At 40.7% G+C, this 25,843-nt stretch carries 20 protein-coding genes; 3 read left to right on the forward strand and 17 right to left on the reverse strand.

What is annotated here, in order from left to right; translation table 11 throughout:
- Positions 1 to 66: 66 nt before the first annotated feature.
- The gene (locus tag H7T98_RS04585; protein WP_148512950.1) at positions 67 to 2,982 is read right to left on the reverse strand and encodes a glycoside hydrolase family 68 protein; all 2,916 of its coding nucleotides are present in this window, start codon (positions 2,980 to 2,982) and stop codon (positions 67 to 69) included.
- Positions 2,983 to 3,258: 276 nt separating this feature from the next.
- Between H7T98_RS04585 and H7T98_RS04590 the strand changes: the two genes are divergently transcribed.
- Positions 3,259 to 4,863: a GH32 C-terminal domain-containing protein gene (locus tag H7T98_RS04590; RefSeq protein WP_260319153.1), complete on the forward strand. Its 1,605-nt coding sequence runs from the start codon at positions 3,259 to 3,261 to the stop codon at positions 4,861 to 4,863.
- A gap of 35 nt (positions 4,864 to 4,898) precedes the next feature.
- Here H7T98_RS04590 and H7T98_RS04595 read toward each other — a convergent pair whose 3' ends face one another.
- The 4 genes from H7T98_RS04595 to H7T98_RS04610 all read right to left on the reverse strand — a co-directional run bounded on the left by H7T98_RS04595 (position 4,899) and on the right by H7T98_RS04610 (position 11,989).
- Positions 4,899 to 6,062, reverse strand: a complete 1,164-nt coding sequence (locus H7T98_RS04595; protein WP_038675327.1) for a MalY/PatB family protein — start codon at positions 6,060 to 6,062, stop codon at positions 4,899 to 4,901.
- Positions 6,063 to 6,072: 10 nt separating this feature from the next.
- Positions 6,073 to 7,167: a cystathionine gamma-synthase gene (locus H7T98_RS04600; RefSeq protein WP_038675324.1), complete on the reverse strand. Its 1,095-nt coding sequence runs from the start codon at positions 7,165 to 7,167 to the stop codon at positions 6,073 to 6,075.
- A 293-nt stretch (positions 7,168 to 7,460) separates the two neighbouring features.
- On the reverse strand, positions 7,461 to 10,241 hold the full coding sequence (locus tag H7T98_RS04605; protein WP_070575947.1) for a cation-translocating P-type ATPase: 2,781 nt from the start codon (positions 10,239 to 10,241) through the stop codon (positions 7,461 to 7,463).
- Positions 10,242 to 10,357: 116 nt separating this feature from the next.
- The gene (locus H7T98_RS04610) at positions 10,358 to 11,989 is read right to left on the reverse strand and encodes a polysaccharide biosynthesis protein (protein ID WP_070575944.1); all 1,632 of its coding nucleotides are present in this window, start codon (positions 11,987 to 11,989) and stop codon (positions 10,358 to 10,360) included.
- A 94-nt stretch (positions 11,990 to 12,083) separates the two neighbouring features.
- On the opposite strand from H7T98_RS04610, the gene H7T98_RS04615 reads away from it, so the two are divergent.
- The gene (locus H7T98_RS04615; RefSeq protein ID WP_175057405.1) at positions 12,084 to 13,529 is read left to right on the forward strand and encodes a UDP-N-acetylmuramoyl-L-alanyl-D-glutamate--L-lysine ligase; all 1,446 of its coding nucleotides are present in this window, start codon (positions 12,084 to 12,086) and stop codon (positions 13,527 to 13,529) included.
- 19 nt (positions 13,530 to 13,548) lie between these two features.
- Here the strand turns inward: H7T98_RS04615 and H7T98_RS04620 are convergent, their stop codons facing one another.
- The 11 genes from H7T98_RS04620 to H7T98_RS04670 form a co-directional block, all read right to left on the reverse strand.
- Positions 13,549 to 14,112, reverse strand: a complete 564-nt coding sequence (locus H7T98_RS04620; RefSeq protein ID WP_060973188.1) for a TIGR00730 family Rossman fold protein — start codon at positions 14,110 to 14,112, stop codon at positions 13,549 to 13,551.
- A 64-nt stretch (positions 14,113 to 14,176) separates the two neighbouring features.
- Entirely contained in the window at positions 14,177 to 14,530 is a 354-nt protein-coding gene (gene rbfA / locus H7T98_RS04625) for a 30S ribosome-binding factor RbfA (protein WP_002883798.1), read from the reverse strand.
- Positions 14,531 to 14,625: 95 nt separating this feature from the next.
- Complete coding sequence (infB, locus tag H7T98_RS04630; RefSeq protein ID WP_038675312.1) at positions 14,626 to 17,460, reverse strand: translation initiation factor IF-2; 2,835 nt, start codon at positions 17,458 to 17,460, stop codon at positions 14,626 to 14,628.
- Between the two features lie 18 nt (positions 17,461 to 17,478).
- Positions 17,479 to 17,781 (reverse strand): YlxQ-related RNA-binding protein, encoded by a 303-nt coding sequence (locus tag H7T98_RS04635; RefSeq protein ID WP_002947460.1) that lies wholly within the window; start codon positions 17,779 to 17,781, stop codon positions 17,479 to 17,481.
- Positions 17,774 to 18,070, reverse strand: coding sequence for an RNase P modulator RnpM (rnpM, locus tag H7T98_RS04640; RefSeq protein WP_002883779.1), 297 nt, complete (start codon positions 18,068 to 18,070; stop codon positions 17,774 to 17,776). The genes H7T98_RS04635 and rnpM overlap by 8 nt, the downstream gene beginning before the upstream one ends.
- A 20-nt stretch (positions 18,071 to 18,090) precedes the next feature.
- Positions 18,091 to 19,290, reverse strand: a complete 1,200-nt coding sequence (gene nusA / locus H7T98_RS04645; RefSeq protein WP_002883755.1) for a transcription termination factor NusA — start codon at positions 19,288 to 19,290, stop codon at positions 18,091 to 18,093.
- Positions 19,291 to 19,355: 65 nt separating this feature from the next.
- The gene (gene rimP, locus H7T98_RS04650; protein WP_002883745.1) at positions 19,356 to 19,829 is read right to left on the reverse strand and encodes a ribosome maturation factor RimP; all 474 of its coding nucleotides are present in this window, start codon (positions 19,827 to 19,829) and stop codon (positions 19,356 to 19,358) included.
- 152 nt (positions 19,830 to 19,981) lie between these two features.
- The gene (gene brpA / locus H7T98_RS04655; RefSeq protein ID WP_155211770.1) at positions 19,982 to 21,235 is read right to left on the reverse strand and encodes a biofilm formation/cell division transcriptional regulator BrpA; all 1,254 of its coding nucleotides are present in this window, start codon (positions 21,233 to 21,235) and stop codon (positions 19,982 to 19,984) included.
- A gap of 8 nt (positions 21,236 to 21,243) precedes the next feature.
- A complete protein-coding gene (locus tag H7T98_RS04660; protein WP_155211772.1) occupies positions 21,244 to 21,765 on the reverse strand; it encodes a GNAT family N-acetyltransferase in 522 nt (173 codons plus the stop codon).
- Positions 21,758 to 22,201 carry a tRNA (adenosine(37)-N6)-threonylcarbamoyltransferase complex ATPase subunit type 1 TsaE gene (gene tsaE / locus H7T98_RS04665; protein WP_155211774.1) on the reverse strand — a complete coding sequence of 148 codons (444 nt, stop codon included), beginning with the start codon at positions 22,199 to 22,201 and terminating at the stop codon, positions 21,758 to 21,760. The genes H7T98_RS04660 and tsaE overlap by 8 nt, the downstream gene beginning before the upstream one ends.
- 271 nt (positions 22,202 to 22,472) lie before the next feature.
- Positions 22,473 to 23,894, reverse strand: coding sequence for an NCS2 family permease (locus H7T98_RS04670; protein ID WP_002883789.1), 1,422 nt, complete (start codon positions 23,892 to 23,894; stop codon positions 22,473 to 22,475).
- A 208-nt stretch (positions 23,895 to 24,102) separates the two neighbouring features.
- Here H7T98_RS04670 and H7T98_RS04675 point away from each other — a divergent pair, with 208 nt between their 5' ends.
- Positions 24,103 to 24,915 (forward strand): Cof-type HAD-IIB family hydrolase, encoded by an 813-nt coding sequence (locus H7T98_RS04675; protein WP_201061370.1) that lies wholly within the window; start codon positions 24,103 to 24,105, stop codon positions 24,913 to 24,915.
- Between the two features lie 44 nt (positions 24,916 to 24,959).
- Here the strand turns inward: H7T98_RS04675 and H7T98_RS04680 are convergent, their stop codons facing one another.
- Positions 24,960 to 25,691: a cyclase family protein gene (locus H7T98_RS04680; RefSeq protein ID WP_201061372.1), complete on the reverse strand. Its 732-nt coding sequence runs from the start codon at positions 25,689 to 25,691 to the stop codon at positions 24,960 to 24,962.
- Positions 25,692 to 25,843: the final 152 nt, after the last annotated feature.

Raw genomic sequence — 25,843 nt, forward strand, 5'->3', positions numbered from 1 at the left:
ATTCACTCCATTATATCAAAAAGGCAAAAAAAACGCTTGCTTTACTGCAAACGTTTTTGAAAAGGATTATTTTTTAGGCAAATGAATCTTTCCTGTGACCAAACCATAGCCAAGAAGAGCTAGACTTGCAATGGCTGCAAAGATAGTCGCCAAGATTGAAAGAATGTTGCTGTTTGAACCTTCTGAATCACTTGGTGTCTTAGGAGTCGTAGCAAGTTTGGCAGCAACTTTAGTATTGTTGTCTTTACTTGACTCATCAGACTTAGTTACTTCATCAGCTTTAGCGACTCCGTGAGACTGAACTTCCTCTTCAGACTTAGCTGGTTTTGGAGCTTCTGTTTCAGTGACAGACTCTTCTTTAACAGGAGTCGTTGAAACAGTTGGTCCAGTTGCTACAATAGCCTCTGGTACTGGTGACGCAATCTCTGTAGCTTGAGCTACTGGACGACGATCACCAACAGAACCCTCTGTTGAAGGTTTCGCAGGAACCTCTACATGATGATCATCTGATGAATTATTATCATTAGATGGGCGGTCTGCGAAATAAGGGAACGGATTACGAACTGGAGAATCTGGATTCGTCGGCGTTGCTGGTTTATCTTCTTTATTAGTTGATGGTTGATTATTGTCTGCTGGTTTAGAAGGTGTATCTGGTTTGTTAGACTTATCATCAACAGAATGGTTACCTTCTGTTGGACTTACTGGTGTTTCTGGCTTATCTGCCTTCTTGTCTTCACCATCTTTAACAGTTACAGTCAAGACACCGTGAGCTTCAGAAACGCCTGTTGAACCATCAACTGTAGGATAAGTATGTGGTTTAAGACCATAACCCGATACCGCATAATAATCTACATTAAAGTCCTCGTTTGGCAATTTAGCACTGTTTTGATCGGCTACGTGTACCAAGCTTTCACTAGATTTATCCCAAATCCAGTCACCTTGATTCGTCATCTTAGGAAGAACTTCTGTAGTATCATCTGCATTCATCTTGATAAGGAAGCTTGGAGCCCATGTTGATTTATTCTCAGCACCGGCAATTCCACCACGGTTAGTCATGTAAGAAGTTACCAAAAGAGTATCTGATGAGCCTTCAACAGGAACCGCATAGTAAGAATAGGTAGATGTACGCCAGTCAGCTGGTACAGAGGCTGTCAAGACCACACCTGAGCCATTAAGTGGACGGTATTCTCCACGGAGGCTGTCTGATACGAATCCAAGCATGACAACATCATCACCGACAGCTTCACGCGCTGCCACAGTACCTTCAGCATCCGTAGATTTATTGATACGTGAAGCAGTGAAGAGGTAATACTTGTTACCCATCTTAACAACACTTGGACGTTCTACTTCATCAGTAACCATATGGCTAGTAACAAGTGGTGTATAAAGTTCAGCTACAGATGGATTTTTCTCGTTGTCGTCAAGTTTCAAGATACCAATAGAACCATTTGCCCATGAAGCAAGGTTATAAAGGTGTTTATTATTGACAATATTGAGGAATGACTTAAGGTTAAATGCGTCATCTCCTCCATAGTTTGACCAGTTGTAGATTTGTTTTTCGCCTTGGTAGTTTTCGTCACCTGTATTTGATTCGAAAATAAGGTAGCGACTACCGTTATCTTCAATGATGTGTGGGTCACGAAGACAGTAGTTATCTGTACGGTCTGGATTTCCATCGTGGTTGTGGTCGTCGTTGAAAGTACTCATGAATTTTGGATAACTTTGATAATGATAGTTATCCCCACCAAAGAGAATGTGGTCATTTTCAACTGACTTAATAACAACTTCGTCGTTTTCAACAGCTAGGTTAAGTGTAGCACTAGCCAATTGTTGCCAGTTCAATTTACCGCCACTAGTATCATTCTTAGTGTAGTAAAGTTGGATACTACCGTCAGAGTTTACCGTCGCTGAACCTGACCATTGTTGGTCATCTTCAAGGGCATTATAACCAAAGATTGGACCCGCATTTTTCCAATGTGTAAAGTCATTATCTCCGTATTTACTATAGAGCAAGTAAATGTGGTTTGAGTTTTTATTTGGTGCACCGGCCATTGAGATAACCAACTGATAACCGTTCCAGTTGCTTACTACACCTGACTCAGCATCTTGGACTGGCCAAGAATCCCAAACGTCGATTTCTTCTTTTTTCATCGTTTGGGCATCAACAGTGTTGAAAGCAGGCATATTGATGATTGTATCTGCTTTAAAGTAAGGAACTGCCAATTTGCTGTCTTGCTTCAAGAAGCTAGCAACGATATCTTTCAAGTTACGGTAAGTCAAGCTAGTACCTGTACCCTTGATAGCATCATCGCTAAAGTCAACTTTATTAAGTGCTTTAATTTCTTCCTCAGTCAAGGCAACGATTTGATCTGAGGTCATATTATCTTCAACAATAGACTTGATACGACCGTTAAGTTTGCTAAGGTTTGCATTAGCAGCACTGTTTTCAGTAGGTTTAAGGGCTACTTCAGTGTGTGTATCAGCTGTTTCTGAGCTTGCTGTTGAAGTTGGTGCCTCTACTGCAGCCTCTGATGTATGAGCTGGAGCAGAAACCGCAGCAACAGTTGCTGAAGGTGTTGTTGCATCTGATGAAGATGTCACTACTGTGCTAGACGCCTTTTCTTCGACTACTGATGGAGTTGTGTTGCTTGGTTGTGTCTCTGTAACTGGTGTAGTTGCAACCTCTGAATGTGCAACTGAAGATTCAACTGCTTCTGAAGTTGCCACACTTGTTGCTGTTTCACTGGCTACCGTTAGAGATGCTGTGCTTGTTTCTGGTGTTGCTGTCGCAGTAGCTACAGCTGGTACTGTTTCTGTAACTTGATCAGCTTTTACCTGAGTGGCACCCAAAAATGCCAAGGTACCAACGAGTGCTGATGTTGCCCCTACTGTGGCTACCTTACGGATGCTATAACGCATCTTTTTGCACTCTGCTTGCTTAGGTGCTACTGTATTTGACTGTGAATTAACTGTACTGTCCATATAAACTCTCCTTTTAGGTTTTCACATGTTTTATTCTATCATTTTTTAATCTAAATTCCAATCTTTTTTTAATGACAAATTGATATTTTTTGTAAAAAACTATTTTTTTGTTAAAATAATAACTATATAAAAAGCAATTTAATCAGGAATTATCACTATATGGAATCAAAATATCCTCCTCTAATCATTATTCTTATTTTTTTAATCTTATTTTTTGTTTTTATAATAAAAAATGAGAACGCTAACAATCCTTCCCAAAAAACAAATAAGGTTTCTATGAGTCAAACCTTTCATCTAGCATCTCATAAAGGATGGTCTAACGACCTACAGACTATCGTGTGGAATCAAGAAAAAAATTACTATGATATCTATTTTCTACATTCTGTAGATGGGGCTACTGATCCTTTTGGACCTAACGGTCAAGATTGGACACATACAACGACTAAAGATTTTATCACCTATAGTAAACAAGAGACTGCTATACCAGCAAAGGGTGGCGACTCTAAAGAAGGATGGCATTCTGCTTGGACAGGGAGTGTAGTCACAGATAGTCAGGGGATTTCTAGTAGCCAAAACGAAGAACCTGTCGCCTATTTTACTGGACTCATGGATGATGGAAGCCAAGCAATCTATGCTAGTGCATCAAATGACAAGGGAACTAGCTTTACTAAAGCCTTAAAAGATGGTAAACCTTTATTGACAAAGGAACAATCCTATAACGGTAAAGACTTCCGCGATCCTTATGTCTTCCACTTCAAAGACAAATTACTCATGTATGTCGCTGAAGGTGACGCCTTAGGTGTTTATCAATCTCAAGATGGTATCAACTGGACCAAAGCAGATAGCAAGGGAGACTCCAAAATCCTACCCGAAACATTTTTTAAGGGTCGTAACTGGCAGGACAACGCTCCTATCGAGTGTCCCGTTCTCAAAACAATGACAACAACTGATGGTCGGGACAAGCAAGTTCTCTTTTTTGGAGCTAAGGATACAGCCTCAGGCGAAACAACTGGAACCTACTATACTGTAGGGCATTTAGATGGTAACGGCTTATTTATTGCAGATACAGAAACAAAACGCTTAGATCAAGGCTCAGACTATTATGGCGCTAACTTCACTGGAAGCGATCGAATTGAAGAAAGCAACCATAACCTTATCAGTCTTGGCTGGGTTGGTAATTGGAACTACTTCACGTCAGGCATTCACAGTGACCAAGAGGCCAAGAGTGATTTTCTAAAAACTATCGGATTTTACGCTACACCCAGAAAGCTACAACTGGATAAAGACGGTATTATTCAGTCCGCCCCCCTCTATAAAAATGAACAATTAACCCTCAAAAATCAAAACGGCAACATTTCGAGTCAAAGGCCACTCACCAGTGACAATAGAAAACCTTGGATTGATAAAAGTCACAATCAGAATGCTAATGGCCTTCTTGATCTTGCTGGAAAAAATAGTGCAGGATATTACCAACTGCATTTTTCAAATATTAAGAAAGAAGGAGGCTATATCTACATTGATATCTGGCAAGGCTCTGATTACGTTAAAATCGGCTACCAAATAACAGGTAGTACCTATCAGGTCTCTGCTTATGCTGCTGAACTGAACAACAGCATGGATGGTAGCCAAACTGCCTCTTCTTACTATTACGATGGACTCTTGGGAAATGGTCAAGGTTATCAAGCTGACAGTCGCTATAAGGAAACTGATAATATTACTATAACGCTTATTACAGACAATCGTAGCTTGGAAATCTTCTTTCCAAATGGCCAAACCTACACTCTAGCTAGGTTTAATACTTCTGGCAAACAGGATGTCAAGGTCTTCTCCACTCAGAAAGACCTTCTACTAAACTTGAAAATCTACGATGTGCACTCATAAGAATAAGAAAAGTGATGCTATTTGCATCACTTTTCTTATTTTCCAAAGACAGAAACGAGGCGTTTCACCCCTTCTGCAACAACAGTAGTCGGTGTAGCTACGTTAAAACGGAAATGTTTTTCTCCTTCGGAACCAAAGGTAATACCGTCATTTAGCACTACCTTGGCTTCTTCTTTAAGCAAGCGTCCAAGTTCATTATGATCTTGATCATAGGCTGAAAAATCAAGCCATACCAAGTAGGTTCCCTCAGGTTTCATGACTTTGATATTAGTCTTTTCACTAAGTTCCTTGGTTAAAAGGTCAATATTAGTTTCAAAGACAGTCTTCAATTCCTCTAACCAAGGTTGCCCATAGGTCAAAGCTGCTTGCGTTGTAATCAAACCAATGGTTGGAATTTCATGTTGATTATTTGCCAATTGCTTTTGTTTAAAGGCTTTACGTAAGGCTTCATTTTCAATGATAGTAAAACTATTTTTAGTACCAGCAATATTAAAGGTTTTAGTGGCCGAACTAAGCACCAAGGTAAAGTCCTTGTAAGCATCTGAAATGGTATTCATAGAGATATGCTTATTCCCATATAAGGCTAAATCTTGGTGGATTTCATCAGATACTAAAAGGACACCATGTTTTTGGCAGAGGTCTGCCACCTTGGTCAATTCTTCCTTAGTCCAGACACGCCCACCTGGGTTATGTGGGCTACAGAAAACATAAAGTTTAACCTCATTATCGACGATATCACGTTCCAATTGTTCAAAATCAATTTCAAAATGCCCATTAACCTTAACAAGACTATTCTCAATCAACTGACGATTATTCAAACGGACAGAACGAGCAAAAGGCGGATAAACTGGTGTATTGATGAGAACAGCATCGCCTTCTTTCGTAAAGGCTTGAATAGCTGTTGAAATGGCTGGGACAACACCTTCAATAAGCACAATACTCTCTTTATCAACGACATAACCATGTTGATTTTTTTCCCAATTAATAATGGACTGATAAAGCTCATCACTTGGATAAGGATAACCAAAAATATGTGTCTCAGCATAGTTGATGACTGCATCCCTAATCTCAGGAACAGGTAGGAAGTCCATATCAGCAACCCAAAGCTCAAGGAGTTCTGGATTACTTTCAGCTTCGTGCCATTTCATGGTGTTTTGATTCAAGCGATTTGGTTGTGTTGTAAAATCATAACGTGTCATAGATAACTCCTTAAAGACTAAGGGCATTTTCCAAGTCAGCAATCAAATCTTGTGCTGCTTCAATACCAATTGAAAGACGAAGCAAGTCGTCTGTCAAACCATAGGAAGCACGTACATCACTTGGAATATCTGCGTGGGTTTGTGTCGTTGGGTAGGTAATCAAGCTTTCGACACCACCTAGGCTCTCCGCAAAGGTAAAGACCTTTAGAGAATTGATAATGGTTGGAATCTTGTCTTGATCAGCCACTTTGAAGGAAATCATCCCACCCTTGCCTGGATAGAGAACTTCCTTAACAGCCGGTGACTTTTCTAAGAAAGCTACAACTTCTTGAGCATTAGCTGTCGATGCCTCCATACGAAGTTTTAAGGTCTTAAGACCACGCATGAGCATATAGCTATCAAATGGTGATAAGGTAGGACCCGTAGTATTGAGGTTATAATAAAGTTTATCGTAAAATTCTTGGTTGCTAGTCACAACAACACCAGCCAAAACATCATTATGACCTGATAGGTATTTAGTAGCTGAATGTACAACGATATCAGCACCTTGAGTAATCGGTGTTTGATAGATTGGGCTATAGAAAGTATTATCAACAATAACCACTGCACCCTTATCATGAGCAATTTTTGCCACTTTTTCAATATCAAACTCAATCATAAGTGGATTTGTTGGTGTTTCGATGTAGACAATATCAGTATCATCAGTGATGGCCGCAATCATCTCGTCTTCGGTATTAGTGTATTCAAAAAAGAAGCGACCTTCTTTTTCCTTGTCATTAAACCAACGGAAAGAGCCTCCGTAAAGGTCACGCGCAGCTACAACCTTGCTACCTACTGGGAAAATTTCAAAGGCCAAAACAATGGCGCTCATCCCTGAACTTGTCGCAATAGCATAATCTGCTTTTTCAATAGCTGCAAGTGTTTTTTCCACTGTTGCGCGTGTTGGATTTTTAGTTCGTGTATAGTCAAAACCAGTAGAATGGCCAAATTCTGGATGTTGGTAGGTTGTTGAAAAATGAATCGGTGAAGCCAAGGCTCCTGTTGCTTCATCCGAATTGATTCCTGCGTGTGCCAAAATGGTTTCTAATTGATATTCTTGTGTCATAATGTGCCCTTTCTACATGGTAAAGTGGATATAATCCATATCTATGACCTCTATTTTATCACTATTTTCTGAAAATAATGGTAAGTTCATCATACGGATTCTTGATAGTTAGTTATAGTTTATTTCTATAACCTAAAAAGACAGATAGATACTGACTCTAATTTAAAATAAGGCCAATTTTTGAGATTGTCTAAAGTAGATTTTCAAGCATCAAAAAGTGCCTGAAACATCATAGTTTCAAGCACTAAGAAATGATTTAAAAGTCTCGCTGCAATCCGAAGTAAGCTACTGACTTACTTTTTATCAAATAAGCGATATCTGATTTCTTCCAAAGCCATAATAACAAACGGACAAGCAAGTAAATAGAGCCAATCATCAAGTCCAATAGGTGCAGTGTTAAATAGCGTGTGGAAGAAAGGCACGTAAGACAGGATGATAAAGAGAACAATTTCTAAAACAATCCCTAAGCTAATAATCCGATTAGCAAATGGTTTAACTTGGAATATAGACCCTCTACCTTTACGACTATTCATAGCCATACCAATTTGGGTAAAGATAATAGCACCTAAGGTCATAGTGGTTGCCTCTCGATAAAGAGGACCTGAGCTGGCCAAATGGTTTAAATTACCTTGATTAACCCAATAATTAAGGAAGAAAGCTCCCATAGCTAAGGCTGCTTCAATCAGTCCATACCAGACAAAAGCTTTAATCAATAATTGTCGATTGAGCAAGCGATCTGAAAGACGTCTTGGCGGTCTATCCATAACGCCCTCTTCAGGTGGTTCAACCCCCAATCCCAAAGCAGGTACCATATCTGTCCCCAAGTCAATAGCTAGGATTTGCATAACCGTTAAGGGAAGAGGTATGCGTCCCAAAGAGAACAAGAAGAAAGCAGAGGGTACGGCTTCTGGCGTGTTGGAATTAAAAATATAAGTCAGGAATTTTTGAATGTTTCTATAAACTGCACGACCTTCTTCAACAGCATGTACAATCGAAACAAAATGATCATCTGTTAAGATCATATCCGCAGATTCCTTGGCAACATCGGTTCCCGATACCCCCATAGCTACACCGATATCAGCTTTTTTAAGGGCAGGGGCATCATTAACACCATCACCAGTAACAGCGACAACCTCACCAAGCTCCTGAAGTGCATTGACCACACGGTATTTTTGTTCAGGTGCTACACGAGCAAAAACAATTTCCCCTTTAAGCGCTTCTTTGAGCTGGTCGTCATCCATGGCAGCTAGTTCAAGTCCCGAAACAACACGCGCATCATCACCTTGTACAATTCCGATTTTCTTGGCAATACTGAGAGCTGTCAAACCATAGTCACCTGTTACCATGATAATACGAATACTAGCTCTATGGCATTTCTCAATAGCCTCTCGCACCCCCTGACGTGGCGGATCACTCATGGCAACTAAACCTAGAAAGACCATACTGTCCTCCAGGGTCTGCATGTCCCACCGGTCTTCTCCAATATGCTCGCTATCTAAAGGTCTATAGGCCACAGCTAAAACACGTAGACCATCACGGGCAAACTTATCGTTAGCCGCAAGGATAGCCTGACGCTCAGTAGCTGTCAATGATTTAATCATCCCTTGATTATCAAAGTAATCTGAGCAAAGCTCCATCACTTCTTTTGGAGCACCTTTGGTGATAGATATATGATAACTACCATCCAATCCTGACTCAAGCTTATGCACTGTTGTCATCCGTTTACGATCAGAATCAAAGGGAATTTCCTTGATGCGAGGGGCCCAAGTATGATTGTCATTTAAATTAATTCCTGCTTTTTCAGCGAGAACATTAAGACAAGCCTCCGTCGGATCACCTAAAATCGTATAATTGGGATTATCAGCACTAGGAGCTACAACTTGAGCATTGCTAGCCAAATGTGAGAATCTGACCAAACGATTAAGGAGCTCATTTTCTTCAAGAGAAACAGGTTGTCCTTCCTGCTCAATCTGCCCTTCCGGTGCGTAACCTAGCCCAGTTACCCCATAACTGTCTGACAAGGTCCACAGGTGGTTAACCGTCATAGCATTTTGCGTCAAAGTCCCTGTTTTATCCGAACAAATAACAGAAGTTGCTCCTAGTGTCTCTACCGAAGACAACTTCTTAACCAAAGCATGATCCTTAGCCATACGCTGAACTGCCATGGCTAGAGAGAGAGTAACTGTGGGAAGAAGTCCCTCTGGAATAAAGGCCACAATCATCCCCAATGCAAAAATAAAGGCTTGAGACAAAGGCTGATGGACAAATAGAGTCGCTGCCACCATAAAGAAGAGACCTACAGATACTGCGATGACCGAAATCTGTTTGGTCAAATGGTCTAGTTCCTTTTGCAGTGGACTTTTTTCCTGAGCTAGGTTTTGCGTCAAGTCTGCAATTTGTCCGAACTCAGTTTTCATACCGATAGCAGATACTATAAAATGTCCAGAACCAGAAGAGACTGTCGTCCCTGCAAATACCATATTGTCATATTCTAACTCAGTCTTGTCGGGAGTCAAATCTGCTTGATCTGACTTATAAATAGGATTAGACTCACCAGTGAGGGCAGACTGGTTAACCTGCAAATCTGTCACGGCGACCAAGCGTCCATCTGCAGAAATACGGTCTCCTTCTTCAATGAAAACCAAGTCACCTGGCACCAAGTCCTGAGCTAGAATCTTATCCTCCTTACCATCACGAAGAACTCGCGTATAGGCTGGAAGAAGCTTGTTAAGAGCTGCCGTAGCCTGACTTGCTCTATATTCTTGAATAAAGCTAAAGAGACCATTAATAATGTTGACCAACCAGATTGCAATCCCCAACTCTAAACTATGAGAAAGCATAGCGATAAAACCACCGACCCACAATAAGAGTGCCATAAGACTGGTAAAATGCCTGAAAAAGACCAGCCAAATAGGCTCCTTCTTACTTTCCTTCAATTGGTTAGGGCCATAAGTCGCCTGCCTCTCCTTAACCTCTTGTAAGCTCAAACCTTGAGTGCTTGTCTGCAAGACTTGGTAAACTTGTTCGGGAGGATAGGTCCCTAATTTTATATTTTCTTGTCTAGAATCAACCATAATCCTTTCCTCGATTCTAAATCATTAAAACGATTTCATTTTTTCACCCTCATTATACTCCTTTTTCAGAAATTGTTGAAAAGAAAAAAACCAAGCCACACAACTTGGTTTAAATCTTATTTAATATGTAATTTAGCACGCAGACTAGCAGCTCGGGCACCAAGCAAGTGATCAGCCATACGAGTTACAAGAGCAAGAACGCCATAGACACCGATTCCAAGGCCTCCTCCAATGACCAAGTAAATCACACTACCCATACGGCTTGTTGGTGACAGTACAAACTGGAACAACCAATAGAAGACCGCAACTGGAATAGCCATGAGTACTGTAAGGATACAGATGAGCAAGGCTTTTCTAAACACTGTCTTACGACTAAAGTGCGTAACAGTGTGGAGGTGATTATACATGAGAGCAATTGGAACACCTAAACCGATGGCTGTTGAAATAACAGGGCCAAGGGCTCCTAGGAAAATAATCAATGGCAACTGTAGAACAGCCTTAACTAAAACCCCAATCGCAAAATAGTTAATAGCTTTACGGGTTTCAAAGATTGCCTGAAGCATTGGTGCTAAAACGCTATACAAGGCCAAGAAAATAACTTGAATCAGACTGGCTACAAATAGCAAGTGGGCCTGACTATCTGGGGCCCCATAAAAAACTGTATAAAGTGGTTTAGCTAAAATCACTGACCCCACAATAGCAGGAACAATAAAGAGCAAAAGCAACTGTAGGTTATTGATAATCAGTTTAGCCGCTCCCTTAAGATCTTTCTTAACCATATTTTCCGTCAAGAGTGGAATCCCAACCCCGGCAATAGAAAGAGCAACGGCAATCAAAATCATGGTAATCTTACTTGGGTTTGAAGACAAGTAAGCATAGAGAACCTGAAGTTGACTGTTACTATAGCTTGTAAACTTCTCCATAGTACGGATAAAGGTCCATTGATCAATCAGTTGGAAAAGCTGAATAGCAGATCCAGTGATAATAAAAGGGACAGCTTCCTTAAAGGTTTCAATAACAATTGCAGTTGGATTGATATCCGGATGAACAGCCTGCTTGCCAAAAAGGCTCTTGAGCTTGCCCTCCTTCCAAAGGTAGAAGAAAAGCACCCCATAACTAGCCAACATACCGATGAAAGCGGCAAAAGTCGATTGGACAACTGCCGTCACATAATCGCCTGTCCCAATTTTCATGATGAAGAAGGTAGCCAACAGCATCCAAATAACACGGATAATCTGTTCCGCAATCTGACTTAAGGCATATGGCTTCATATTGTTAAAGCCTTGGAAAAAGCCTCGTAAAACAGACATGGATGGGAAAATAACAACTGCCCAAGAAAGACTACGCATTACGCGAACCAGATCCTCATCTCCCCCAGAAAGGTAAGACATCCACGGCGAAGCAAAGTACATGAAAACGCCAAAGATCAATCCGAGACCAATCATGTAATACAAGATACGCTTGAGTAAGAAGAAACTCGTCTCCATCTTTCCAAGAGTGTTGTATTTAGACACCTGTTTGGCAATTGCGACTGGAATCCCTGCTGTAGAAATCAAAAGGAAAAGGGCATAAATGTTATACCCTTGACCAAAGAGGGCATTGGCTTGGTCGCCCTGTTTACCCATCCAAGCATACCAAGGAATAATGTAAAGTGCCCCTAATAGACGACTGATAATATTGGATGCTGTCATCCACGCCGTCCCTCTTAGCATCTGCTGCTGCTGTGTGTCAGTTTTAGTTTCAGTCATAATTTTCTTTCTAAAGAATAAAATATAATCTAGTTTATTATAAACTTTTGGCTGTGACTTGTAAAACAAGAACATTAAGGCTAAAATAGGAACTATGATTACTATTGAACAAGTTCTAGAGGTTCTCAAAAAGGACCGTAATTTTCGAGATATTATTGACCAAGACAACTACTACTATTCATGGACTGGAGTGACTTTTGATCATCTTTCTTACGACAGTCGTGATGTCACACCATCTTCCCTCTTTTTTGCCAAAGGGGCTGCCTTTAAGCCTGAATTTTTAGAGAATGCTGTCAAAGCTGGCTTGAGTTTCTACGTGGCTGAGAAAGATTATCAAGTGGGAATACCTGCCATTATCGTATCAGATATTAAACAGGCTATGAGCCTCGTTGCTCAGGCCTTCTACCAATACCCTCAAGACAAGCTTAAATTACTGGCTTTTACTGGGACAAAAGGGAAAACAACAGCAGCCTACTTTGCCTTCAATATTCTCAAGCAAAGTCATAAACCTGCTATGCTTTCAACCATGAACACGACATTAGACGGAAAAAACTTCTTCAAGTCTACCTTAACAACACCTGAGAGTTTGGATCTTTTCCGTATGATGGCTGAAGCTGTTGATAATGGCATGACCCATCTGATTATGGAAGTCTCAAGTCAAGCCTATCTGACTAAGCGTGTCTATGGACTGACTTTTGATGTGGGTGTCTTTCTTAACATCAGCCCAGACCATATTGGACCTATTGAACATCCAACCTTTGAAGACTACTTCTACCATAAGCGTCTTCTCTTGGAAAACAGTCGAGTTGTTATCGTCAATAGCGGTATGGATCACTTTGCTTTTGTCGCTGAGGAAGTTGCGGATAAAGAGCATGACTTCTATGGTAAAAACTCCGACAATGCTGTTAAACATGGCTCAGGTTTTAGCTTTAAGGCAAGTGGGAAATTAGCCGGCGACTATGATATCCAACTTATAGGTGACTTTAACCAGGACAATGCTATGGCTGCAGGTCTAGCCTGCCTACGTCTTGGAGCTAGCCTTCAAGACATCAAAGAAGGGATTACTCAGACCTCTGTTCCAGGGCGTATGGAAGTTCTTACACAAACTAAAGGAGCCAAGGTTTTTGTGGACTATGCTCACAATGGAGATAGCCTAGATAAGCTCTTACAAGTCGTAACCAGCCATCAAGATGGCCATATTAGCCTAATTCTAGGGGCTCCTGGAAATAAAGGTGAAAGTCGTCGTAAAGACTTCGGACATGTCCTCAATACCTACCCTGATGTTGATGTCTTCCTAACAGCCGACGATCCTAACAAGGAGGATCCTCTTGCTATCTGTCAAGAAATTGCCAGTCACATCAACCGTGAGGTACGTATCATTGTTGATCGAGAAGAAGCAATCAAAACAGCAATATCTGAGACTACAGACTCCAAAGATGCTGTGGTTATTGCCGGTAAAGGTGCTGATGCTTTCCAAATCGTAAATGGGAAACGTGATAACTATGCTGGCGATATAGAAGTCGCTAAGAAATATTTGTAAGCATTTAGTTAAAGCAATACTACCGATAACGTCTCAATTGAGGAGGCGTGTAGGACTGGACGAAAGCTTCAATTTCTGAAAAATCATCTGTAAAGAGGAATTTTGCTGCTGTTTCAGCCTCTAAAAAGTCATGAGTAACCATGGTATCCAACATTGTTTTCATAGCATCATAATAGCCATTGAGATTGAAGAAAACACAGGGTTTGTCCAGCTTACCGACGCGAGCAGCTGCAATAGCTTCAGAAATTTCTTCCAGTGTTCCTAGACCTCCTGGAAGGGCGATAAAGAGGTCTCCTTGCTCTAGCATAGCAGTCTTTCGTTCTGCCATGGTTTCTACTATGGTCATTGAAGTCAATCCCTCATAAGCTATCTCCCTATCTTTGAGGAATTGCGGCATAATTCCATGAGCCTCTCCCCCATTTTCCAAAATAGTGTCACCAAGAACTCCCATCAGCCCCATCTTACTACCACCATAGACTAGAGTATGCCCATTTTTAGCAATCCACTGGCCCAAGGCAATCGTTGCTTTCTTAAAGCTAGGATTGTCACCCATATTAGCTCCCAAATAGACCGTTACTTTCATTGAAGTTCTCCTTTTTATTCTATTATAACGCAAAATTCCTGCCATAACTGACAGGAATTTTTTCTTAGTCTTTACGCTCCAAATTACGAAGCATTTCATCAATTTTATTACCGTATTCGATAGACTCATCTTTAATAAAGGTCAAATCCGGAATCTTATACATAGTCAATTTTTTACCAAGTTCACGCTTGATTGTCCCAGTAGCCTTTTCAAGACCAGTTTGTGCTTTTTGGTTATCTGAGGCCAAGGTTGAATGAATAGTGTAAAAAATCTTAGCAGCTGACAAATCGCCTAGCATTTGCACATCTGTGATAGTGACATCTTGCACACGTGGGTCACGAACTTTCTTTTGAAGAATTTCATTGACCTCACGTTTGATTTCCATACCAACACGGTCTACACGAAATGAATTTCCCATAGTCTTATCCTTTCTCTCTTATTATGATGGAACAAAAGCCAGGCCAGATGACCTAGCTTTGTCTCCTAAGTAAGCTTTTTTTAAAGCTAACAAAATTAACGTTTAATTTCTTCCATAATGTAAGCTTCGATAACGTCATCAACTTTAATATCGTTATAGTTTTCAATCATCAAACCACCCTCTTGAGCGTTTCCGACTTCTTTAACGTCATCTTTAAAGTGTTTCAAGCTTGCCAATTTACCATCAAAAATAACGACACCATCACGAATCACACGGGCACTTGAATCACGAGTGATTTTACCACTAGTAACCATGAAGCCACCGATTGTTCCGACTTTAGAAACTTTGAAGGTTTCACGGATAATAGCTTCACCAATGACTTTTTCTTCAAATTCAGGATCAAGCATCCCTTTCATGGCATCTTCGATTTCTTCGATAACCTTGTAGATGATGCTGTGAAGACGAATTTCAACTTCATCAGTTTCCGCTTGTTGACGTGCTTGTGGTGTAGGACGAACGTTAAATCCGATAACAACAGCATCTGAAGCTTCCGCAAGAGTAATATCAGATTCGTTGATAGCACCTACTGCTGAGTGAACAACATTAACACGAACACCCTCAACATCAATCTTAAGAAGTGATGCTGCCAAGGCTTCAACAGAACCTTGTACGTCGGCCTTGATGATAACATTAACAGTCTTCAATTCACCAGCTTTAAGGGTATCAAAGAGGTTATCAAGACTAACACGATGTGTTTGTTGACGTTGTTTCATAAGGGCACGTTTGGCACGTTCTTCACCGGCTGCACGAGCTGCTTTTTCATCTTCATAAACGGCAAAATGGTCACCCGCCATAGGCGCTTCGTTCAAACCAGTAATTGAAACTGGTGTTGATGGTGCTGCAGTCTTAATACGACGACCAAGGTCATTGGTCATAGCACGGACACGTCCGAAGGTATTACCAACAACGATTGGGTCTTGAACATGCAAAGTACCTTGTTGAACAAGGAGGGTTGCAACCGCACCTTTACCTTTATCCAAACGCGCTTCAATAACGGTACCGATGGCACGAACTGTTGGGTCAGCTTTAAGTTCTTCCACTTCAGCCACAAGAAGAACTGTTTCAAGCAATTCTTCAATATTTTGACCAAACTTCGCTGAAATTTCAACGAATTCGCTATCCCCACCCCATGCAGTTGAGATAACGCCATGCTCTGCCAATTCACCGATTACACGCTCTGGGTTAGCACCTGGTTTATCAATCTTGTTAATCGCAACAATGATTGGAACACCAGCAGCCTTAGAGTGGTTGATGGCTTCAATAGTTTGTGGCATAACACCGTCATCCGCAGCGACAATCAAGATAGTAATATCTGTAACAGAAGCACCACGGGCACGCATAGATGTAAAGGCCGCGTGTCCTGGAGTATCAAGGAAGGTGATTTTCTTACCACCCTCTTCAATTTGATAGGCACCAATATGCTGTGTGATACCACCAGCTTCTCCAGTCGCAACACGTGAGTTACGAAGGGTATCAAGAAGGGTTGTTTTACCATGGTCAACGTGTCCCATGATAGTAACAACTGGTGCACGTTCTACCATAGCATCTTTATTGAGGTAGTCTTCGTCAACAAAGAAACGTTCGATATCAGCATTATCGACTTCTTCTTTCTTGGTTGCTTCAATACCGTAGTCAACCATCAACAACTCAATAGTATCCCCATCAAGAGATTGGTTTTGAGTTGCCATAACACCCATCATGAAGAGTTTCTTAACGATTTCAGCTGGCTCACGTTTAATACGTTTTGCGATTTCTGCAACCGTCATGCCTTCAGTGTATTCAAATTCTTTTGGTAATTCATGGAATTTACGCTCTGTTACTGGTTTTGGAGCTGAATTACCACGGTTATTTTTACCTTTTTTATTTTTGTTTTTATTCCAGTTACTATTTCGTTGATTTCTCACTTGGTTTTGATTATTCCACTTATTATTTCTTGTTTGCTTAGGTCCATCTTCATTCTCGCGACGATTATCACGTGATTTATCTGGACGTGCCTTTTTACGACGTGTATCTTGTGCTTGCGCAGCTGGAGCTGGTTGAGCAGCCGGTGCTGGTTTGGGAGCTGGCTTAGCTTCAGCAACTGCTTTTTGAGCAGCGACTTCAGCCTGTTGTTTTTCTTTTCTTGCCTTTTCTTGCTCTTTCGCACGGCGTTGCTCTGCAGCTTTTTCTTCACGGAAGCGTGTTTCACTTTGACGTGAATATTCTGCATTTTGCTCTGCTTTCAAGGCTGCTGCACGCGCTTTAAAGTCAATACGTGGACCTGCCTGATTGTTGCGGGCAGCATCGTTACGTTTATTTCGACCTTGATCATTGCGCTGTTTACCTTGGAAATTACGGTCACGATTACTATTGTTACCGCGGTTCCCATTATTACGGTTGCCTTGACCATTTCCATTTTGGTTGCGACGATCATTATTCTGACGTTTACCTTGATCGTTCCCTTGTTGATTTCGGTTACGATTACGGTTGTCACGGCCTCCGCCGTTTTGACGACGCTCTGCTTCTGCCTTGGCACGTGCTTCACGTTCTGCCTTAAAATTACGGCTTTGTGGTTTTTTCGGAGTCGCAGGGGCTTCTTTGACTTCAGCCTTTGATGTTTCTTTAGCTGGAGCTGATTTGGCAACAGGTACCTTATAAACCTTAGGCGCTACCTTTTCCTCTTTAGGAGTTGGTGTCGCTTTAGGAGCTGGCTTGCTTTCAGCCTTAGCTGTTCCCCCTTTTAAACTTGAAGTGATACGATTAGCATCAGCTTCTTCAACTGATGAGGAATGGCTCTTCACAGAAAGACCAAGTTCTTGAGCTTTTGCAACAACAACCTTGCTTTCTACACCAACCTCTTTTGCGATTTCATATAATCGTTTCTTTGACACGTGATGTCCTCCTATTCTTTATTCCATAAGAGTCCTCATTTTCTTTGAAAATCCAGCATCAACTACAGCAACCGTTTTTCTTGGTTTACCAATAGCCATGCTTAATTCCAGTGCGTTAAACACTGTGGAGACTTCTATATTATAGTAGTTACATTTATCAGTCGTCTTTTTAGTCACGTTACTACCAGCATCATTGGCAAGAAAAACTAGTCTCGCCTGCCCTGATTGAACTGCCTTGATGACAAGTTCTTCGCCAGAAATAAGTTTTCCAGCTCTTTGTGCCAGTCCTAACATATTTGACAATTTTTCTGTGTTATTCAAGACCTAACTCTCTTCTTTTGACCTTGTGATCCACATAAGCAATGAGTTCATCATAAAAACTTTCAGGAACATCCATTGAGAAACTATGGTTAAAAGCACGTTTCTTTTTAGCTTGGAGAGCTTCTTCATTATCTAGTTTAATGTAAGCACCTCTGCCATTTTTCTTTCCTGTTGGATCAATGAAAATCTCACCATCTTTAGTTTTTACGATGCGGAGCAAATCACGTTTATCAATGATTTCTCCTGAGACAACTGATTTGCGTAAAGGTATTTTTCGTGTTTTAGCCATCAAACACCTCTATGTTCTTCTTATTCTGCTTCTGTTGTTTCAATTACTTCTTCTGTTGTGACTTCAACAGGTGTAGCATCTTCTGCAACAATCTCGTCAACAACTTCCTCAGTAGCAGCCTCAGCTTTTTCAGCTTCGAGTGCTTCATATTCAGACGCTGACTTGATGTCAATACGGTAACCAGTCAAATGAGCTGCCAAACGAACGTTTTGTCCACGACGACCAATTGCAAGAGATAATTTGTTATCTGGTACAACTACTGTCGCACGTTTGCTATCATCTTCGTCGAAGAGAACATAGTCCACTTCAGCCGGTGCAATAGCATTGTAGATGAATTCAGCTGGATCTTCAACCCATTGAATAACATCAATATTTTCCTCAACAGGAACTTCAATACCTGTCTTAGCATCCAAACGTGTTGGGTGGAAACGGCTGACAACTTTCTTGATGTTGCTTCCACCACGACCAACGATTGTACCGATAGCATCAACGTTAGGGTTATGACTGCGAACAGCAACTTTAGTACGATCACCTGCTTCACGAGACACGCTCATGATTTCTACAGTTCCATCAAATACTTCTGGAATTTCTTGTTCCATGATACGTTTGATGAACTCTGGATGGCTACGACTTACAAAGACGTTAACACCTTTAGGGTTGTTTTCAACTTTATAAACATAAACATCAATGACATCGTGTGACTTAAAGCTTTCGCCAGGAATTTGGTCTTGGCGTGACAATTGGGCTTCAAGTGTTCCAAGATTCACATAAATGAAGCGTTGGTCAAAGCGCTCAACTGTCCCTTGCATGATTTCACCTTCATGTTGTTTATAGTCATTATAAGTGATTTCACGCATCTGCTTGCGCATTTTTTCCATAATGGTTTGTTTGGCAGATTGCGCTGCAACACGACCAAATTCATCGACTGACTCTTCAAAACGAATCTTGTCACCGAGCTCGTAAGCAGAGCTGATAGCAAGTGCATCTTTCAAGCTAATTTCCAAACGACTATCAAAGACTTCATCTACAACTTCACGAACGGTATAAACTTGAAAATCACCTGTTTTTTCATTGAATTCAACTACAGCTGATTCTGACTGACCATAACGACGCTTGTAGGCTGACTTAAGTGATTCAACCACAGCATCGATGATGTCTTCCTTGTTAATGTGTTTTTCTTCTTCCAAGACACGGAAGGCTTCTAGCATTTCTTTGCTCATATTCTTTGTTGTTTTAGCCTCTATTGGCCAAAACTGGCATCCTTTCTTTATTTACACTAAGAGTTTTAGAGTTTGACTGCCAAACGAGCTTTAGCAACTGTTTGATAGGGAATCTCAACAGTTTTATGGCGAGTCTTATCAAGGTAATCGATTGTTAGGGTTTCCCCATCAAAGGCCACCAAGTCACCTTGGAAAATCTTGATCTTATCAATAGCCTTGTAAAGACTAACATTGATATACTGACCAACAGCATTTGTCAAAGCTTCTTTGGTTTTTAAGGGACGCTCTAACCCTGGACTAGAAACTTCCAGCATGTATTGATCCGGGAAAGGATCAGGCTGAATAGTATCCAAGAGGGGACTGATAATTTCAGTCAAGTCTGCAGTATCTTCTACAGTAATACCACCTGGCTTATCAATCAAAACTGACAAGACATAGTCACCGCCAAGCTTTTCGTACTCGATATCGACCAGTTCGTATGGCTCAGGAATAGCTGGAGCTACGACTGCCGTCACGAGATCAATAATTTTTTGCGACATTATGACCTCCTTACACACACAAGAGACGAAGTTTCTACTCCGCCTCTCTTTCGTTATTTTCTTATATTATAGCATAGCTCAAAAGCCATTGCAAGGAATAACCATATCGCTGTCATTTCAAAGCAAAAAGGTTGGGAATCACCCAACCTCATTTATTGTGCCGCTGGAACAGTGCTATAGGTAGTCACACCCGATCCATTATTATTGTATGTAGGGGTTGTCGTACCTTGTTCCTGAACATAATTACCTGTATTTTCACTATAATTATTACTATAGTTAGAACCTCCATTATAGGTACTTACCGATCCACCACCTGCTGCCTCAGATGGCCCAGCCTCATAATTTGAAGATGCTTCACTTGAAGCCGCACTTCCTTTAGAATTAACGAAATCATCTGAACCATAGTTAGAGCTACCAGATCCATAGAGAACCAAACTAGTCTTAAGATTGGATTCAGAGACTTTTTTCTTACCAACTTCCTTCTTAATACGGTTTTGCACCTTAAGAATATCCTCAGTAGAGGCCACTTGATAGCTTCCTCCGTTGATCATGGCATCCGAACCAGCCAATTGGTATGACTTAATATTTTTAAGTGCATCGCTATAGCCCATCAAGCTACGCAGAGTATTGGTATCACCAAGATCAATGCTAGTTTGAACATTTGAACTTACAGCTGACAAGATTTTCTTGTAAGAACCAATCGAGTCCATCTTCAAGAGCTTAGCTACAACTTTTTGAATAACCTCACGTTGACGTTTTTGACGACCATAGTCACCATCAGGGTCATCGTAACGCATACGTGAATACACTAAGGCTTGCTCACCGTTGATTCTATGGGTTCCAGGCTCAACTTTTGCCTGAAATTCTGGTTCATTTTCTGCAATTGAAATAGGGAAATCAAAATGATTCGTTACCTCAATTCCACCCACGGCATCTACCAGATCAATCATACCCTGCATATTAATCAGTGCATAATAGTCAATATCAATATCTAAAACCTTTTGAATAGTTGAAATAGCCAAGTCAGCACCACCCTCAGCATAGGCTGAATTTAGTTTTGCTTCCCCCGACCCCTCAATATCTGTCAAAAGGTCACGTTCCAAACTGGTCATGGTTGTTTTCTTAGTCTTAGGGTTCACTGTTACCAAGATCATGGTATCAGAGTTACCTTCCCAGGTTTCCTTACGTTCTTTGGATCCTGTATCTACCCCCATCAACAGAATAGTTATAGGCTTAGTCTGTTGAATGGCCTTACTATTCCCAGAAGTTGCTTTAGAAGCCCTAAACGTTTTTGACAATTCGCCTGTGGCGTAATTATAAGTTGTCGTTAGGTAAATACCAGCAGCTACTACTGTCGTTGCAAAAATCGCCAACAACATCAATAAAATTTTTCGTCCAAGTTTCATGTTTTTTCCTAATCTATGAGTTTAGCCATAAGGTAAACATCTAGAAATTCTCCATTTTTAGTTCTTGCACCACGTTTCTTAGTGCCTTCAATGTCAAATCCAAATTTTTGATAGAGGTGAACCGCCCGTTTATTACGTGCTTGAACCGTCAACTCTAAGCGGCGGATAATCGGTGTATGATCTGCCCAGTCAATCATTGTTTCCATCAGAAACTGGCCAACACCATTTCCCCAGTAGGGTTTAGCAACCGCAATAAATACGTCACCAATATGACTAGTCTTAGTATCTTGATCAGAGGTTACATTACAAACACCAATGACCTCACGACCCAATTTTGCCACCAAACAAATCTCATTAAGCATATGCTGATGGCCCTCAATATAAGATGCTAACTGTTCGACACTCAGTATAGAACTTCTAGCATCTTGTGCTAGAAAATCCGATTCCAAGGCTACAGTCTCTAGTAAGCGAGCTAGAGAGGCAGCATCCTCTCTTTGAGCTTCCTCAATGACTAATTCTTGCTCAGCCATTTACCATTTCCTCCTGAATCTCCTTACTTCTAGGACCGAAAGATTCAAAAAGCAACCGACGCCCGTCTCCATGATGTGATATCGAAATTAGGAGATAGTCCCCTAACAAACTCTCATCTAGGAGCTCACCCCACTCTATGATTGTCACGCCTTCACCATACAGAAAATCATCCAAATCAATAGAATCAGGATCATCACCAATGCGGTAGACATCTAAATGATAGAGTGGCAGTCGCCCCTCATACTCCCTTACAATAGTATAGGTTGGACTCTTTATCATTTGAGAAATATCCAAACCTTTGGCAATTCCTTTAGTTAAGGTCGTTTTGCCAGCTCCCAGATCACCTGAGAGAACAATTATATCTCCAGAATTGAGCAGTCGCCCTAGCTTTTGACCGATACTAATCAATTCTTCTTCATTTTGACTGTAAATCATGTTTTCATTATATCAAAAAATAGAAATATGGACTAGAATCCACTGTAAAAATACAGTAGAAACTTATAAATATTGAATCATTTAAGTAAGAAATCAAAATCCGTGTTTTAATTTTGGATTTATCTTAGACACATCAAACGCTCATAAATTAGATTTTTTCGTGAAATTTCTATGGCATTGAAAATTCATCAAAAAAACCTCTCACCTTTCTTCCACATAAAAATTGCAAAAGAAAAAGCCTGACAAATGTACAGACTTTTTCTTTCAAGCTTTAGAACACAGCCATACTGATGAAGTTAAGGATAAACAAGATATCCAAAATCCACATAATAAAGTGGACATCCTTAGCTTGACCTTTGACAATTTTGACCAAAGTATAAGTAAGGAACCCAGCTGCGATACCATAGGTAATGCTATATGAGAATCCCATGAAAATAGAAGTAAAGAAAGCAGGAATTGCTTCAGACAAGTCTTCCCAATCGACACTCTTAAGGTTAGAGAGCATCATAACACCTACAATAATAAGAATAGGCGCTGTTGCCGCATTTGGAACGATTGACACCACTGGACTAAAGAAACTAGAAATGGCAAAGAGTACAGCAACCACAAGAGCTGTCAAACCAGTACGTCCACCAGCACCAATACCTGCTGCAGATTCAACGTAAGTTGTAACGTTTGAAGTCCCTGCAATGGCACCAATACTTGTACCAACAAGGTCAGAGTAAAGAGCACGGTCAAGAGCTTTTGATTCGTTGTTATCACCTGTTGAAGCAATGATACCAACCTTCTCACCAGTACCGATTAAGGTACCGATAGTATCGAAGATATCAGTCAATGAGAAGGCAAGGATAGCCATAAAGACACCAGGCAAACGAGAAACGTCTGCAAAGAGTGATCCCAATCCCTTAGATCCAAGCGCTGCACCAAAGACCTGACCAAGATCTTTAATAGATGATGTCAAGCTAGCTGCGTGCCAATCGATGCTTCCAAGATCAACGACACCAGCAAAAATAGCAATGATAGTCGTTACGAGGATTGAAAGAAGAACTCCACCACGAATACCTTTAACGATAAAGAAAATCGCAATCGCAAGACCAATCAAACCGACAATAACAGTTGGGTTATTGAAGGCAACCAAACCTGGTGTAGCTGATGATGAAGCTGTAATTGAAGCCTTGGCCATATCAGCACCTTTACCTGCTACAGTGTAGGTATGAGGATTAATTGAGAATTTCAAGAAACCAGCATTTTTAATCCCCACATAGGCAAGGAAAACACCTATACCTGCTGAAATCGCAGATTTAAGGGCTGTTGGAATAGACTCAATAATCATCTTACGTACTTTAGTTACTGTGATAATCAATGAAATAACACCACATAGAAAGACCATCGCTAAGGCCTCTTGCCAAGTGTACCCCAAAGAAAAGACCACTGTATAGGTGAAGAAGGCATTAAGTCCCATACCAGGCGCTTGAGCGTATGGTAGGTTGGCATAAAAGGCCATCATCAATGTCCCTGCAACCGCACCAATAATTGTTGCTAAGAACACACCTTGTGCAGGCATCCCTGTTTGAGCCAACATCGCTGGGTTAACAAAGAGGATGTAAGACATGGCAAAGAAAGTTGTCAATCCGGCAGTCACTTCTGTACGGACGTCAGTACCATGTTCTTTCAATTTGAAAAACTTTTCCATGAAAGTTTAGACTCCTTAATAAAAAATATTGTCAAAATCCGAATAATTTCGGAACATTCTCACGTAGAATGCAACGTTACTATTCTACATGAAATTATTTTACGGTGCAAGGTTTATTTCCTGAGACTTTTCTTATGAAAAACCGAACGTTCTTAGAAAGCTCTTTCTTAATCACCAACAAAGGACAGATTTTTGCTATAATGGGAACATGACAAAAAAATTGATTGCACTAGATCTTGATGGAACCCTCTTGCGTCCAGATGGAACTATTTCAGAATTTACACAAAAAACAATTAAAGATGTACAAAACAAAGGACACCAAGTCGTTATTGCTACAGGTCGTCCTTATCGTATGGCTATCGACCATTACAAAACACTTGGGTTAGAAACACCACTCATTACCTTTAATGGCTCCTTGACCAATCTTCCAGACCAAGACTGGGCCTATGAGCATTCGGTTAAATTAGACAAAAAATATCTGATTGACCTCCTACAACGACACGATGAGTTAGAAATGGATTTTCTGGCAAGTGAATACCGAAAACATTTCTATATCACTATGAATCACCCAGAGCGTATTCAACCACAACTCTTTGGTGTTGATAAAATCATTGAGGCTATGCGTTTGGAACCAGCAAAAATTACACGCAACCCAAATGCTCTTCTTATGCAAACTCGTCATGAGGATAAGTACCAACTAGCCGATGACATCAAGAAAGACTTCAAGGAAGAAATTGAAGTTGATTCTTGGGGTGGCCCACTTAATATTTTGGAATTTTCGCCTAAAGGCATCAACAAAGCCTACGCTCTAAACTACTTACTTAAGGCCATGCGTAAATCAACAAATGATTTGATTGCTTTTGGTGACGAACACAATGACACAGAGATGTTGGAACTTGCTAAAACTGGTTATGCCATGAAGAATGCTAGCTCTGTCCTTCTTCCCCACGCTAACGAACAAATTGAGTGGACTAATGAAGAGGATGGCGTTGCTCGCAAACTTCAAGAACTCTTTTTATAAACAAGAAAAGACACTGAAAATTTCTTCGGTGTCTTTTGTTCTGATTAAGGTAAAATAGCCACTGCACGCACTGGGGAACCTGTCGCCTTGTCCCAGTGAGGAAATGCAATTGAAATCAAAGCACCAACGGCTGGAACTTGATCCAATTGGTTCAAGACTTCTACCTGATAAATGTTTTGTTCCAAGAGGTAGTATTCGTTAACCAAGCCATGTTCTGCTGCTGGAATACCAGCATCTGTATCAAAAGTCTCATGACCGACAGCCTTAACATGGCGTTCATGAATCAAGAATTCTAGAGCTTCGCGGCTCCAACCTGGACTTTGCTGAACCCCATTTTCATCAAGGTTGCGCATAGCATCTTGATCTGGCCAACGCTTCGACCAATCACTACGAAAAGCGACAAAGGCCCCTTCAACAATTCGTCCATGTTCTGCTTCAAAGTCTAAGATATCTTGTTTGCTCAAGATAAAGTTTGGACTCGCAGCAACTTCTTTAGACTTGTCGATAACATAGAGTGGTAAAAGAAGATCTTTGAGGGCAATCTCATCCAACCAACGACCACCTTCTACAAAGTGAATCGGTGCATCAATATGCGTTCCGTATTGACCAACTACTGTAAATTTTTGAACATGGAAACCATCTTTTAATGTGAAAAGGTCTTCTTGTTTCAAAGCAGGGAGTGCTGGAAAGTGTGGACTTTCCGCATTAATTTTGTGGGTCAAGTCAACCCATTTCTTAGATTGCAATTCTTTATAAACACTTAGTAAATCTGACATAAGGAGGCCCTCTTTTCTTATAGATTTAACCTTAAATAGTTAATTGAAGAAATTATAGCAGCCATTACTAGCTATTACAAGCATTTATCTCATTTTTTCTTAATCCCATTTCTTCTAGTTAGATATAGCTTCAAACTATATCTAAATCCTTT

Origin of the sequence: Streptococcus sp. 23.2 (assembly GCF_016648665.1) — a bacterium.
Taxonomy (GTDB): Bacteria; Bacillota; Bacilli; order Lactobacillales; family Streptococcaceae; genus Streptococcus; species Streptococcus salivarius_E.